The sequence below is a fragment of the Nocardia carnea NBRC 14403 genome (assembly GCF_000308515.1).
Classification (GTDB): domain Bacteria; phylum Actinomycetota; class Actinomycetes; order Mycobacteriales; family Mycobacteriaceae; genus Nocardia; species Nocardia carnea.
The window spans coordinates 12,958-26,940 of the sequence record NZ_BAFV01000063.1 but is presented as its reverse complement, the minus strand read 5'-3'; the positions used below and the strand labels follow the sequence as shown (position 1 = coordinate 26,940).

The window sequence follows — 13,983 nt, the reverse complement described above, 5'->3', positions numbered from 1 at the left end:
GCTGCTCGGTGCTGGTTACGGCACGATCACCGCCCGCCCGCGCAGGGTTCCGGCGGCGAGCCGGCGGTAGGCCTCCGGCGCTTCGTCCAGGGAAAACCGTTCGACGGCGATATCGAAGACGCCGTCGTGCGCCAGATCGATGAGCTCGATCAGTTCGGCGCGGGCGCCCCAGTACGGCGCGGTGGCGGTCGCCTCGTACGGGCTGACGCCGAAACCGATCCGCGCGCCCGATTTACCGTCACCGAGACCGACGATGGTCACATCGGAATCCACGCCCGCCACCGCCATCGCCGTATCGATGGTGGGCTGGAAGCCGACGAAGTCGAGTACCAGGCTCGCCCCGGCCGGGCCGGTGATCTTACGGACATTCCCGGCGGCGTTCGCGTCCGACAGTACGGCCTCGTGGGCGCCCACCGACCGCGCGAAGTCCAGCTTCTCGTCGTTGACATCCAAGGCGATCACCCGCGTGGAAGTCAGATGCCGCAACAGCTGGATGGCGACATGGCCGAGGCCACCGCTGCCGATCACCACGGTCCACGAGCCCGGCCGCAGTTTGCCCAGCGAACGTTTGATCGCGTGGTAGGGAGTGAGACCGGCGTCGGTGAGCGGCACGGTGGCCACGGGGTCGAGATCACCGATCGGCACCAGGTGGCGGGGCGAATCGACGATCAGATACTCGGCGATGGCACCCGGTGCGCCGAGACCGGGCGGGAGAATGCGCAGCTCGGCCGCGCGGGAACAGTAGTTTTCCCGGCCCTGCGCACAGAACCGGCAGTTACCGCAACCCCACGGCCCATAGACCACGGCATTCGTTCCGATATCGATCCCCCGGACTCCCGCGCCGACCGCCGCGACCTCCCCGGCCCCCTCGTGCCCGAGGGTCAGCGGGAGCTCGATACCGAAGTTCTCCGGCGGGTTGTTCATGACGAAATCGTCGGAATGGCATACCCCGGCCGCGGTCACCCGGAGCAGTACCTCGCCGGGGCCGGGCTCGGGGGTGGGAATGTCGCGGACCTCCGGTTCCGCACCGACGGCCACATGCTGCAGAGCCTTCATAGCTGCCTGTCCTCTCCTGAGCCGAACGACTGTGTGCGTACAGGTGGAGCGGGCTTTGCTTGGTGGATCAGCTCAGATCAGGCTAGTTCGCGCAGCGGTCCCGGCGGCGCATTTTGGTGTGGTCAGCGGCCGGCGGGTGGGCGGATACCGCTGTACCAGTCGAGTAGCGCGGGATCGTCGACGGCGCTGCGTTCCACCACCCGCGCGGGATCGGCGCCCTGGAACAGGCGTTTGATCGGCACCTCGAGTTTCTTACCGGTGCGGGTGTGCGGGACGGCGGGAGCGGCCAGGATCTCGTCGGGGACGTGGCGCGGGGAGACCTCGGTGCGGATCACCTCCTTGATCCGGTCGCGCAGGTCGTCGGTGAGTTCGGCGCCGGGGGCCAGGACGACGAACAGCGGCATCCAGTAGCCGCCGTCGGGCTGTTCCGCGCCGATGACCAGGGCTTCGCTGATCTCGGGGAGCCGTTCCACCGCCTGGTAGATATCGGCGCTGCCCATCCGGATGCCGTGGCGGTTGAGGGTGGAATCGGAGCGGCCGTGCACCACCACGCTGCCGTGGCCGGTGCGGGTGATCCAGTCGCCGTGGCGCCATACGCCGGGATAGGTGTCGAAGTAGGCGTCGTGGTAGCGGGTGCCGTCGGGGTCGCGCCAGAAACGGATCGGCATGGACGGCATGGGTGCCGTGACCACCAGTTCGCCGACCTCATCGCGTACCGGCTGCCCGGCCTCGTCGTAGGCATCCAGCGCGACTCCCAGATACGGTGCCGACAGCTCACCCGGCCATACCGGGACGGTGCGCACCCCACCGGCGAACGCCGACACCACATCGGTACCGCCGCTGATGGAGGCGACGGGGACTCCGCCGGCGTTCTCGTGCAACCACACGGAGGAGGCGGGTGGGAGCGAGGAACCGGTGATTCCGATGAGTCGCAGCGCGGAGAGGTCGTGATCGATCGCGGGTACCGAATCCGCCTTGATACAGCCCAGAACGTAGCCCGGGCTGGTGCCGAGCACCGTTGTGCCGGTACGGGCCGCGATCTCCCAGAGGGTGTCGGGTCGCGGATGGGCGGGGCTGCCGTCGTAGCAGACGATGGTGGCGCCGGCGAGCAGTCCGGCGATCTGGAAATTCCACATCATCCAGCTCGGGCTGGTGTACCAGAAGAAGGTGTCGTCGAGTCCGATATCGGATTGCAGAGCAACGGCTTTGAGGTGTTCCAGCACTACCCCGCCGTGGCCGTGCACGATTCCCTTGGGCAGCCCGGTGGTGCCCGAGGAGAAGACGATCCACAGGGGGTGCGAGAAATCGACCGCTTCGGTTTCCGGGAGGGTGTGCCCGGCCGAATCGGCGGCCACCGACCACGGTGTGCTGTCGGGGATCTCGATTCCCAGCCGGGAGACCACGACGGTGGCGCGCAGGGTGTCCAGCCCGGCGCGCAGCGCGGCGATATCGGCGCTCTTGTCGTGTGCTTTACCGCCGTAACGGTAGCCGTCGGCGGTGACCAGAACAGTGGGCTCCAGCTGGCCGAGCCGGTCCAGGGCGGCTTTGGCCGAATAGTCCTGGCCACACGCGCTCCATACCGCACCGACCGCCGCGGTGCCCAGGAAGGCGATCACGGTCTCGGTGGTATTCGGCAGATAACCGATCACCCGGTCGCCGGGCCGGACACCCAATTCACGCAGCGTCCGTGCGAATGCGGCCACTCCGGCGAGCAGTTCGGCCCAGGAGGTTTCGATGACGCCCTCGGACCCCTCCGTGACCTGCACTATCGCCGGCCGGTCGGTGCGGGCCTGCGCGATCACCCGATCCACATAGTTCAGGGTGGTCCCGGGAAACCATTGCGCCCCCGGCATATCGGGCCGGGCCAGTACTTCGCCCGCGACGGGCCCGAGATCGAAGTAATCCCAGAGCGCTGCCCAGAAATCGGCGATATTGTCCACCGACCAACGCCACAGGCCGTGATAGTCCGGTAACTCGGTGCCCGTTCGTGTTTCGACGAAGCGGGCGAAATCCGTGACCCGGGCATCAGCGATATCACGTGCGCTGGGGACCCACTGTGGTTCCACCGCGTCAACCTCCTGCTTTTCCGGCTCGCTGCAGTATCTGCTCGGCATGGCGGAGTAGTGGGGAATCCACCATCCGGCCCTCGTAGGTGAAGACTCCGCGGTGGTTCGGGGCGGCGGCGAGTACCCCCTGCGCCCACGCCACCTCGGCCTCGGAGGGGGCGTAGGCCGCGCGGATCACCGGGATCTGGGAGGGGTGGATGGCGACCTTGATATCGAAACCCACGGCCACCGCGTCTTCGGCTTCGGCGCGCAAACCGTCCAGGTCGCGGATGTTCAAGTACACCATGTCCAGGGCGAGCCGCCGGTATGCCTTCGCGGCGAGCAGGCCGGTGCTGCGCAGATGCCGTGCCACGTCCCGGTAGCTGCCGTCGGCGCGCCGGGTACCGGTACCGCCCATGGCGGCGACGAGGTCCTCGACCCCGCACATCACGCCCAGGGTGTTGGGTGCGGCGGCTATCGATTCGATGGCCAGCGCACCCACCGGGGATTCGATGAGCGCGAAAACCTCGTACCCGGTGAGGCCGGATACCTGTTCGGCGGATTCGGTTTTCGGCAGCATGATCAGCCGGTACTCGGTGCCGCGCAGGGCCTGTAGGTCCAGGTTGTGGTCGGCGGTGCCGGCCGGATTGACCCGCACCACGGTGGTGGCGGGGTCGAGCGGGGTTTCGGTGAGGGCCGTGCGGGCGGCGGGTTTGTCGGCCGGTGCGACACCGTCCTCGAGATCGAGGATCACCACGTCCGCGGCGTCGGCGGCCTTGCGGTAACGCTCCGGACGGTCGGCCGGGCAGAAAAGCCATGCCGGGCCGGCGGGTTCCCAGCCGGTGGGATCGGTCATCGGACTGTCCTCCTGCGCGTACCGGCCCCGGCGGTGCGCGGGTTCATGCCTGCTCCGCCGGACGCATCCGGATCATGGCGTGCCGTACGGCGATACCCACGATGGCGCCGTGCTGGTTGCGCGCCACATGCCGGAACGTGACCACTCCCTGGCCGGGCCGGCTCTTCGATTCGCGTTTCTTCAGGACCACGGTTTCGACGTAGATGGTGTCGCCGTGGAACAGGGGTGCCGGGAACTTCACCTCCTCGAAACCGAGGTTGGCGACCGTGGTGCCCTGGGTGAGGTGCGCGACCGCCAGCCCGACCATCGTGCCCAGGGTGAACAGCGAGTTCACCAGCCGCTCGTGGAACGGTTCCTGGGCGTCGCTGTAGGCCTTGTCGATGTGCAGACCCTGGTTGTTCATGGTCAGGGTGCTGAACAGCACGTTGTCGGTTTCGGTCATGGTCCGGCCGGGCCGGTGCTCGTAGAGCACACCGGTTTCCAATTCCTCGAACCACAGACCGGACTGTACGACCCTTTTCAGGCCGGTGGTGTCGTGCTCGACATTTTTGGTGATCTTGTCCTCGCTGCTCACAGCCCGAGCTCCCGTCCGATCAGCATCAGTTGTACTTCCGTGGTGCCCTCGCCGATTTCCAGGATCTTGCTGTCGCGATAGTGGCGCGCCACCGGGTATTCGTTCATGAACCCGTAGCCGCCGAAGATCTGGGTGGCATCCCGGGCGTTGTCCATCGCCGCCTCGCTGGCCACCAGTTTCGCGATGGAAGCCTGCTTCTTGAAGGGTTTCCCGGCCAGCATGAGGGCAGCCGCGTCGTAGTAGGCGGTGCGGGCGGTATGCGCGCGGGCTTCCATCCGGGCGATTTTGAAGGCGATCGCCTGGTTGCTGCCGATCGTCCGCCCGAACGCCTCGCGTTCACCGGCGTAGCGCACACATTCGTCCACACATCCCTGGGCCGCACCCACCGACAGCGCGGCGATGGCGATCCGGCCTTCGTCCAGGATGCGCAGGAAGTTGGCGTAGCCGCGGCCGCGTTCCCCTAATAGGTTCTCCTTGGGCACCCGGACATCGGTGAACGTCAGCGGATGGGTGTCCGAGGCGTTCCAGCCGACCTTGTTGTAGGCGGGCTCGGCGGTGAAACCGGGAGTGCCGGCGGGCACCAGGATCGTGGAGATCTCCTTCTTGCCGCCGGTCTGCCCGGTTACCGCGGTCACGGTCACCAGGGCGGTGATATCGGTGCCGGAGTTGGTGATGAACTGCTTGTTGCCGTTGATGATCCAGCTGTCACCGTCCTCGACGGCGGTGGTTCGGGTACCGCCGGCATCGCTGCCCGCGCCCGGCTCGGTGAGCCCGAACGCGCCCAGATTCTCGCCACTGGCGAGCCGGGGCAGCCACTGCTGCTTCTGCTTCTCGTCACCGAACCGGTAGACCGGCATGGCGCCCAGCGAAACCCCGGCCTCCAGGGTGATGGCAACGCTCTGGTCGATCTTGCCGAGTTCTTCGAGGGCCAGGCACAGCGCGAAATAGTCGCCGCCCATCCCGCCATACTCCTCGGGGAACGGCAACCCGAACAGGCCCATCTTCGCCATCCCGGAGACGACCTCGTACGGGAAACTGTGCTCGGCATCGTGTTTCGCCGCCACGGGCGCGACGACCTGATTCGCGAAATCCCGTACGGTCAGCGCGAGGTCGCGGTAGTGGTCGGGCAGGGTGCCGGTGGACAGGAAATCGCTCACCTTCGCCTCTTCTCGTTCTCGGAGTGGTACAGGGTCGCCGTGTCGTCCGGCGCCGGCGCTGTGGTCGTCGATCCCGTGGGGGTCATTCGGGATCGGCACCGATGTATTCGGCGGAACGTGCGGGGCCGGTTGTCCCGGCGCCCGATGCGGACCCGGCGGCTTCCGTGCTGGACGCGGGATCTGTGCCGCCCGGCCCGGTGGAACCGATGGCAGCCGGCGCGGCCGCCGACCCTGCTGATCGGTCGTCGTCGGCTCCCGGGACCGATCCCGCGGATTCGTTTCCGCCGGGCTCGACGTGGACGCGGGCGAGAACCTCGTCGAGCCGCACCGAAGCGCCGGCCGCCACCAGGATCTCGACCGTGCCGGTGAGCGGTGCGGTGAGCGAATGCTCCATTTTCATCGCCTCGACCACCAGGATCGGATCGCCGGCCGCCACTGTCGCGCCGCTCGCCGCGGCGACTGCGAGCACGGTTCCGGGCATCGGGCTGCGGATCTCGGCATCGTGCACCGCGGCGGCGTCGGCCCGGACCGATTCCTCGGCCAGCTCCCGCACCGCCGCGACTCCGCCCGGCCCGGCCACCCAGAGGGTGCCGTCCGATTCCGCGACCCGGTAACTGCGCCGCAGGCCGTCGAAGGTGAGGGTGACCGTGCGGACGGATTCGCCGGAAGCCTGCCCTGCGGATGGCCGGCCCAGTTCCGCTGTCACCGATACCGGTTCGGCGTCCTCGACGCGTAGATCGGCCGAATCCGGGGTGCCTGTGAGGTAGACGTGCACCGTGCGATCGCCGCCGGCCAGCCGGACCCGGATCGGTGCGGCCGACCCGACCCGCCACCCGGTCGGGTAGGACCACGGGTCGGCCGGTCCCGCCGGCCACTGCCGCAGCCAGCGGTATACGGCGGCGGCCGCGAAAACCTCGTCGGAGACCGGGTCCGGCGCGAAATCGCCGGCCCGCCGGTCCAGAAGCGCGGTATCCAGGCGACCCGCCACCACATCGGAATCGGCCAGCAGGAAACGCAGGAAATCGGTGTTGGTGCGCACCCCGAGTACCGCGGTCTCGGCGAGTGCCCGGTCCAGCGCGGACAGCGCGGCTGCGCGGTCGGGACCGTGTGCGATGACCTTCGCGAGCATCGGGTCGTAATCGCTGCCCACCACCGTGCCCACCGCGAGCCCGGAGTCCACCCGAACACCCGGGCCCGCCGGTTCCCGGAGATCGAGGACGGTGCCACCCGTCGGCAGGAAACCGCGGCCCGGATCCTCGGCGTATACCCGCGCCTCGACCGCGTGACCCTGCATCCGGATATCGTCCTGCTCCAGCCGGATCCGCTGCCCGGCGGCGATGCGGACCTGGCATTCCACCAGATCGAACCCGGTGACCAGTTCGGTCACCGGATGTTCCACCTGCAGGCGGGTGTTCATCTCCATGAAGAAGAACTCGTCCGGGCGATCGGCGGAGACGATGAATTCCACCGTGCCCGCGCCCACATAGTCCACGCTGCGCGCGGTGGCGCAGGCGGCCGCACCGATCCGGGCGCGGGTCTCGGCGTCCAGCAACGGTGAAGGTGCTTCCTCGATCACCTTCTGATGCCGGCGCTGCAGACTGCATTCGCGTTCACCCAGATGCAGCACGGTGCCGTGGGTATCGGCCAGGATCTGCACCTCGATATGCCGCGGGCGGGTGACGAACCGTTCCAGGAACAGAGTGTCGTCACCGAACGCGGAAGCGGCCTCCCGCCGGGCGCTGACCAGGGCGGCGGGCAGGTCGGCGGGATCGTCGACCCGCCGCATACCCTTGCCGCCGCCGCCCGCGGACGGTTTGACCAATACCGGATAGCCGATATCGATGGCGGCGGCGATGAGCTGCTCATCCGTCAGACCTGGTTCGGCGATGCCCGGGACCACCGGCACCCCCGAGGCGGACACCGTGGTCTTCGCGGTGATCTTATCGCCCATGACCTCGATCGCCTTCGCGGGCGGACCGAGGAACACGATTCCGGCGGCATCCAGCGCGGCCGCGAAAGCGGCGTTCTCGGAAAGGAATCCGTATCCCGGATGCACGGCCCGGGCGCCGGTGCGGCGGGCGGCATCCACGATGCGGTCGATATGCAGATAGCTGTCGCGGGCCGCGGCCGGTCCCAGCCGGACCGCGATATCCGCGGCCTGCACATGCGCGGCGTGCGCGTCGGCATCGCTGTACACGGCCACCGACCGCAAGCCCATGGTGCGCAAGGTGCGGATGACGCGGACGGCGATCTCACCGCGATTGGCGACCAGTACGGTGTCGAACGGCAGGGGATGGTTGGTGTTCAGCACGGTCATCACATCCTGAATACGCCGTAGGAGACCGGTTCCAGCGGCGCCTGCGCGCACACCGAGAGAGCCAGTCCGAGCACGGTCCGGGTATCGGCCGGGTCGATGACCCCGTCATCCCAGAGCCGGGCGGTCGAATAGTAAGGATTGCCCTGGGCCTCGTATTGGCGCCGGATCGGTTCTTTGAACGCCTCCTGGTCGGCGTCGCTCCAGGGTCGACCGTTTCCGTCGAGTTGGTCGCCGCGCACGGTGGCCAGCACCGATGCCGCCTGCTCGCCACCCATCACCGAGATCCGGGCATTCGGCCACATCCACAGGAACCGCGGTGAATAGGCCCGCCCGCACATCGAATAGTTCCCGGCGCCGTACGAGCCGCCGATCACCACGGTCAGTTTCGGCACCCGCGCACACGCCACCGCGGTGACCATTTTTGCCCCGTGTTTGGCGATACCGGAGGCCTCGTAATCACGTCCGACCATGAATCCGGTGATGTTCTGCAGGAACAGCAGCGGGATCTTGCGTTTATCGCAGAGTTCGATGAAATGCGCGCCCTTCATGGCGGATTCGCCGAACAGCACGCCGTTGTTGGCCACGATACCCACCGGATGTCCGTGGATATGCCCGAAACCGGTGACCAGGGTGGTGCCGTACTCGGCTTTGAATTCATGGAATCCGGTTTCGCCGCTGGGATCGGCGTCGACGAGGCGGTGGATGACCTCCCGCACGTCATACGGGGTGCGCAGGTCCACCGGAACCACGTCGTAGAGGTCGTCGGCGGGCACCGCGGGCTCGCGGGCGTCGCGCACCTCCCACGCGGGTTCTGGGCGGGGTCCGAGCGTGCCGACGATCCGGCGCACCGTCCGCAGCGCATCCCGGTCGTCGTCGGCCAGATGGTCGGTGACCCCGGAGGTGCGGGAATGCAGAGCGCCGCCACCGAGCTCCTCGGCCGTCACCACCTCGCCCGTCGCGGCCTTCACCAGCGGTGGGCCGCCGAGGAAGATCGTGCCCTGATCCCGCACGATCACCGCCTCGTCGCTCATCGCCGGCACATAGGCCCCGCCCGCGGTGCACGACCCCATCACCGCGGCGATCTGTGCGATACCCTGCGCGCTCATGGTGGCCTGGTTGTAGAAGATCCGGCCGAAATGCTCGCGGTCGGGGAACACCTCGTCCTGTTCGGGCAGGTAGGCGCCACCCGAATCGACCAGGTACACGCACGGCAGGTTGTTGTGCAGCGCCACCTCCTGGGCGCGCAGATGCTTCTTCACTGTCACCGGGTAGTAGGTGCCACCCTTGACCGTGGCGTCGTTGGCCACGATCACGCATTCGCGGCCCGCCACCCGCCCGATACCGGTGATGATGCCCGCACCCGGCGATTGGTCCCCGTACATGCCGACTGCGGCCAGTGGCGAGAGTTCCAGGAACGGACTGCCCTGGTCGAGCAGTTGATCCACGCGATCACGCGGCAGGAGTTTGCCGCGGTCGATATGACGCTGCCGGGCCTTCTCCGAGCCACCGCGGGCGGTCTCGGCGAGGCGGCGGCGCAACTCGTCTACCAGGGCCTGATTGGCGGCCCGGTTATCGGTTGCCGGCCGGGCGGCGGTCGCGGGGCTCGCGGTGCGGGTCATCACATGATCCTGCCCATCTGAGTTAATCGCTGATAACTGGAATTCAGGTTAATCTTGACTAACCGAGTTGTCCAGAGAATGCCGAAGGAGTACGGGTGACCAGCGCCGATTCTGCCACCCCGACCAACCGGGAGCTGCGCAAACAGCAGCGCCGCGACCAACTGCTGGCCGCCGGCGCCCGGCTGATCGCCGAACGCGGCTACCTCGGTATGCGCCTCGACGATCTCGGCGCGGCGGTCGGGATCAGCGGCCCCGCGGTCTACCGGCACTTCCCCAACAAGGAAGCCCTCCTCGTGGAACTCCTGGTCGGCATCAGCCGCCGCCTCCTCGACGGCGGCACCGCGGTAGCCGCCGACGCCGCCGATCCGTCAGACGCCCTGGCCGGCCTGGTCGATTTCCACCTCGACTTCGCCCTCGGCGACCCCGAACTCATTCGCATCCAGGACCGCGACCTCGACAACGTCCCCCTTCCGGCCCGCCGCGAGATCCGCCGCACCCAGCGCCGCTACGTGGAGATCTGGGTACGGGTGCTCTGTGACCTGACCCCGGAACTCGACGAGGACACCGCCCGCATCCAGGCCCACGCCGTCTTCGGCCTGCTCAACTCCACCCCGCACAGCGCCGGCCCCGCCCGCGGCCGCACCCGCTCGGTGCTGCGGTTGATGGCGCTTACCGCGCTTACCGGGCCCCTACCGGACTGAGTCGGTGGGGCCCACCCGGCGGCCGTTCCGCTGTCGGCACCCCTACCGGCGTGCCCGGTCAGGGGTGCGGGCCCGATGCCTGCGCTGTCCGGGCCCGGCTGAGCGGCGATTCGGCGCGGTCCGAATGAGGCTCCCGAGCAGGACTGCGATCGCGAGTGCGCCGTCCTGCTCGGCCGCAGGAAGGCGGCTGAATCCGGCGCCGACTTTGATTGCCGGCTTCCACGTCCAGGCTGGTATTCGCAGTCCCGAGATGCTCCACGTCGGCACGTTCCCCGCCACGATACGTGGCGCCCGAACACCGAAAGCTGCGGCAAGTTCTGCAGCTCGGATGCTGATTCGATCATCCCGGACGCAGTCGGCGTGCTCGGTCGGAAGGACTGCCTCGCAATCGATTTGCCTGATCGTCTATTTGTCGGACGCCGCGCATATCGTCTCCGCCATGACGGAGCAGCGGTCCAACCCGCACGACGCGTACTTCCGGAAAGTCATGTCCTGCCGCGATAACGCTGCCTCCGAAATACGCGCCGCGCTGTCCCCAGCGCTAATTGCCCGCCTCGACCTGACCGACCTGCGGCCCCACCCGAGCAGCTTCGTCCATCCGGACCTGGCCAACCGGTACAGCGATCTGCTCTACCGCACCCGCCTCGACGGCCACCCCGCCTACATCTACATCCTGATCGAACACCAATCCAGCAGCGACCGGTTCATGGCCTTCCGCATGCTCGAATACGTGGTGGCCATCTGGCGCCAGTACCTGACCGACAACCACCGCGAGCGCAAGTCCTCCGGTGCCGCCAAGGTCACCACGCTGCCCGCGATCATCCCGCTGGTCGTGCACAACACTGCCAAGGGCCGGGCCTGGTCGGCGCCCACCGAACTGGCCGATCTGTTCGACCTTGACGACGACACCCGCCAGGCCATGGGCCCCTACCTGCCCCGGTTCCGTTTCCTGCTCGACGACGTGGCCGTGCTCGACCCGGCCGCCCTGCGGGCCCGGGACCTGACCCCCGCGGCCAGGGTGCTGCTGGTCCTGCAGCGCATCGCTCCCAAGAACCCGGCGCTGGGACGCGATATGCTGGACTGGCTCGAAGATCTGCGTGCCCTGGAATCCGGTCCGGACCCCCTCGGCAACTACCTGACCGTGCTGACCTACCTCGTCACGGTCGGCGAAACCCCCGAGGCCGACCTCGCGGCGGTCTTCGAACAGCTCGGTCCACGAGCGAAGGAGGCGATAGTGACCACAGCAGAGATGATCGAAGCACGGGGCAAAGCGCGCGGGCGCGCCGAAGCATTGCTCGAGCAGATGGACGCCAAGTTCGGTCGGCTACCCGCCGCGACCGTCGATCGCGTCCGGTCCGCCGACCTCGACCGGGTCCGCGCCTGGACCACTCGGATTCTGTCGGCGTCCACCCTCGACGAACTGTTCGCCTGACTCCGATTGCTTACCCAGCCTCCAATGTAGAACGAATCTATGTAGAAGCTATCTACATGGAACGGTGCCACCTACTCGGTATCCACGCGGGAGAGGTCGTCGAAAGTGGCCGTGACCTGCTGGGTTCGCTGATGTTGATTGTGCGGCCGAACCAGAGGTCGAGGCTTGGAGCTTTCCTATTCTTCGAGGCATGGTCTCAGCTCCATATAGACTCGGTCCAAGTCGTAAAGCCCTCCCATGCAGCCGTTGTCGATCCATTCCTGCATGCTCGACCGGAAGCTGAGATCGTCCCCGCCTGGTCCGAACAGCTTGCCTACCCTCAGGACCGCAACTTCCAAAGCCCACCCGGAATACTGGATGCAGACACTGCTATCGGGCAACCGCCCTACACGGGTATGGATGACACCCTCACCCTTGACAGTTAATTCTCTGATCCTTTCGAACCGGTAGCCATCTGTAAATTGGAGTGCCCAGTCCAGATCGTTTGCGGTTCCGACAGCCGATGCCATCGCGAATCGTCGGCCCGCGACGGGCAGTTCGACTACTGCCAATATGCGATCCGGCCCCAACCATTCCCCGGGGCGGACATTGATCGTGAACACCGCGATCCTCCTGGGTCGACATATCCGGTCTCCGCTGGTCTGCTGATCAGCGCGCGTGATCATGGCACCGGCAACCGACAAGTGGGGGGCAGCCTTGCTCGCCGGTACATCGCCGTGCGGTCGGCGCTACCTCCAGACCGAAAGAACCTCGTCCGGGCCCCAAATCAGGTCCGCGCCCGCGTCGCGGACATCCGCGGCGATCCCGGACCGGCTGACTACGACCAAACCGGATTCGCCCGGCTCGTAGCCGGGTACCTCGGCGGCGGACTTTCGCAATGTCACGAGATCGCGCCGATCAAAGGGCGTACCGAGCCATTTCACCGAGCCGACGAATTCGATCCGATTCGCGACCGGTCCGCGATCGGCGCCTACCAGGTCTACCTCGGGATCGAAACGCCGATTCCACCAGCCGCCGACGGTTTCCACGGACTGCCACGGTAAGCGGCCGCTGAGAGCGGCAAGTTCCAATGATTCGCGGATGAGCGGTTCGACAGCTCGTCCCCGCCAGGTGGTCCAGCGCCGTTCGATCAGCCGGAACGCGGCTGCGGACCGCCCCCGGCGCGAAAGGTCCTGCGCGGCGCGCAATACCGCAAGGTACAGCCGGAGATTGCTGTCGGAGACCCGGTACAAGGCCGGTTTGCCGGGCCGGATCGACAATGGCTCGTCGATAGCGAGCACTCGTTTGTCGACGGTGAGTCGCCGTAAAATCGGCGACAGGCTGCCGGAGGCAATCGGGCCGCCGCTGCCACCGGCCGCTGCCGCGATATTGGCGTGAGTTCGGTCGCCGCCGCCGACCGACTCCAGTACGCGGCGTGTTTGGTCCGGCGCCGGGAACTCGGCCAGCAGTGCCGACTCCGGCACGCTGAACAGCGGCGCCGCCGGATCTGCACATTCCCCCTCGAGGAACTCCAGCGGGCTACGGCCGCGCGGCCAACTCCGCAGAATTCCCGGCAGCCCGCCGGTGATCAGGTGCGCATCGAGCGCGTCCGCCGCACCGAGTCCGGTGGCGTCCGCGATCTCCACCGGGTTGAGGGGCCCGAGAACGAAGTTGTCCGCTCTGCCGTAGAAAGGCCGATCGTAGGCGGTGAGGCGTTCCATCATGTGCAAGTCACTGCCCAAGAGCAGTAAAAGCACCGGATGTCGCGACAACATCCTATCCCAGGCGGTTTGCAGGACCCCGTCGAAACTCTGGTCCTGCTCGGTCAGCCAGGGCACCTCGTCGATCACCACGACCGACGGCCCGTCCGGTAGGGCTGCGGCTATGGCCCGGAATCCGTCCGCCCACGAACCGATCTGCTCGGGCAGCAGTTCGGGATCGGTGATCAGCGAGGATTCGCGCAGTTCGCGCAACAACCCCGCGAGGGATTCCGCAGGTGCGGCGCCTTTGGTTGCGGTGAAGTAGAGATACGGCACCGCGGACTGGTCGCAGAACTCCTGGACCAGCCTCGACTTGCCCACCTGCCTTCGCCCGCGGATCGCGACTGCGATCCCGGACGCAGACTCGGTGACGCGGCGCAGCCGACTGTCGAGCATATCCAGTTCACGTTGTCGTCCGACGAAACCAGCCACCCGGCCTCCAATGTAGAGGTCTTCTACGTAGAAGTTATCTACATAGAAGGGTACT

The 13,983-nt window shown here is 67.2% G+C and carries 11 protein-coding genes; 2 read left to right on the top strand and 9 right to left on the bottom strand.

Annotated features, from left to right (window positions below):
- Positions 1-15 precede the first annotated feature (15 nt).
- The 7 genes from ON22_RS22670 to ON22_RS22640 all read right to left on the bottom strand — a co-directional run bounded on the left by ON22_RS22670 (position 16) and on the right by ON22_RS22640 (position 9,624).
- Positions 16-1,056, bottom strand: a complete 1,041-nt coding sequence (locus ON22_RS22670; protein ID WP_033246920.1) for an NAD(P)-dependent alcohol dehydrogenase — start codon at positions 1,054-1,056, stop codon at positions 16-18.
- Between the two features lie 122 nt (positions 1,057-1,178).
- Complete coding sequence (locus ON22_RS22665; RefSeq protein ID WP_033246919.1) at positions 1,179-3,122, bottom strand: acetoacetate--CoA ligase; 1,944 nt, start codon at positions 3,120-3,122, stop codon at positions 1,179-1,181.
- A gap of 4 nt (positions 3,123-3,126) precedes the next feature.
- Complete coding sequence (locus ON22_RS22660) at positions 3,127-3,957, bottom strand: HpcH/HpaI aldolase/citrate lyase family protein (protein WP_033246918.1); 831 nt, start codon at positions 3,955-3,957, stop codon at positions 3,127-3,129.
- Between the two features lie 43 nt (positions 3,958-4,000).
- Entirely contained in the window at positions 4,001-4,480 is a 480-nt protein-coding gene (locus ON22_RS22655) for a MaoC family dehydratase (protein ID WP_033247024.1), read from the bottom strand.
- A 47-nt stretch (positions 4,481-4,527) separates the two neighbouring features.
- Positions 4,528-5,688 carry an acyl-CoA dehydrogenase family protein gene (locus tag ON22_RS22650; RefSeq protein WP_033247023.1) on the bottom strand — a complete coding sequence of 387 codons (1,161 nt, stop codon included), beginning with the start codon at positions 5,686-5,688 and terminating at the stop codon, positions 4,528-4,530.
- Positions 5,689-5,770: 82 nt separating this feature from the next.
- Positions 5,771-8,005, bottom strand: coding sequence for an acetyl/propionyl/methylcrotonyl-CoA carboxylase subunit alpha (locus tag ON22_RS22645; RefSeq protein ID WP_081595770.1), 2,235 nt, complete (start codon positions 8,003-8,005; stop codon positions 5,771-5,773).
- The gene (locus tag ON22_RS22640) at positions 8,005-9,624 is read right to left on the bottom strand and encodes a carboxyl transferase domain-containing protein (protein ID WP_033246917.1); all 1,620 of its coding nucleotides are present in this window, start codon (positions 9,622-9,624) and stop codon (positions 8,005-8,007) included. Before ON22_RS22640 ends, ON22_RS22645 begins: the two co-directional genes overlap by 1 nt.
- Positions 9,625-9,719: 95 nt before the next feature.
- On the opposite strand from ON22_RS22640, the gene ON22_RS22635 reads away from it, so the two are divergent.
- Together ON22_RS22635 and ON22_RS22630 are read left to right on the top strand one after the other, a co-directional pair.
- Complete coding sequence (locus ON22_RS22635) at positions 9,720-10,325, top strand: SACE_7040 family transcriptional regulator (RefSeq protein WP_033246916.1); 606 nt, start codon at positions 9,720-9,722, stop codon at positions 10,323-10,325.
- Positions 10,326-10,764: 439 nt separating this feature from the next.
- Positions 10,765-11,757: an Rpn family recombination-promoting nuclease/putative transposase gene (locus tag ON22_RS22630; RefSeq protein WP_157170429.1), complete on the top strand. Its 993-nt coding sequence runs from the start codon at positions 10,765-10,767 to the stop codon at positions 11,755-11,757.
- 176 nt (positions 11,758-11,933) lie between these two features.
- Here the strand turns inward: ON22_RS22630 and ON22_RS22625 are convergent, their stop codons facing one another.
- Both ON22_RS22625 and ON22_RS22620 read right to left on the bottom strand, forming a co-directional pair.
- On the bottom strand, positions 11,934-12,359 hold the full coding sequence (locus ON22_RS22625; protein WP_156052407.1) for a hypothetical protein: 426 nt from the start codon (positions 12,357-12,359) through the stop codon (positions 11,934-11,936).
- 126 nt (positions 12,360-12,485) lie between these two features.
- Positions 12,486-13,928, bottom strand: coding sequence for an AAA family ATPase (locus tag ON22_RS22620; RefSeq protein ID WP_033246913.1), 1,443 nt, complete (start codon positions 13,926-13,928; stop codon positions 12,486-12,488).
- Between the last annotated feature and the right edge of the window lie 55 nt (positions 13,929-13,983).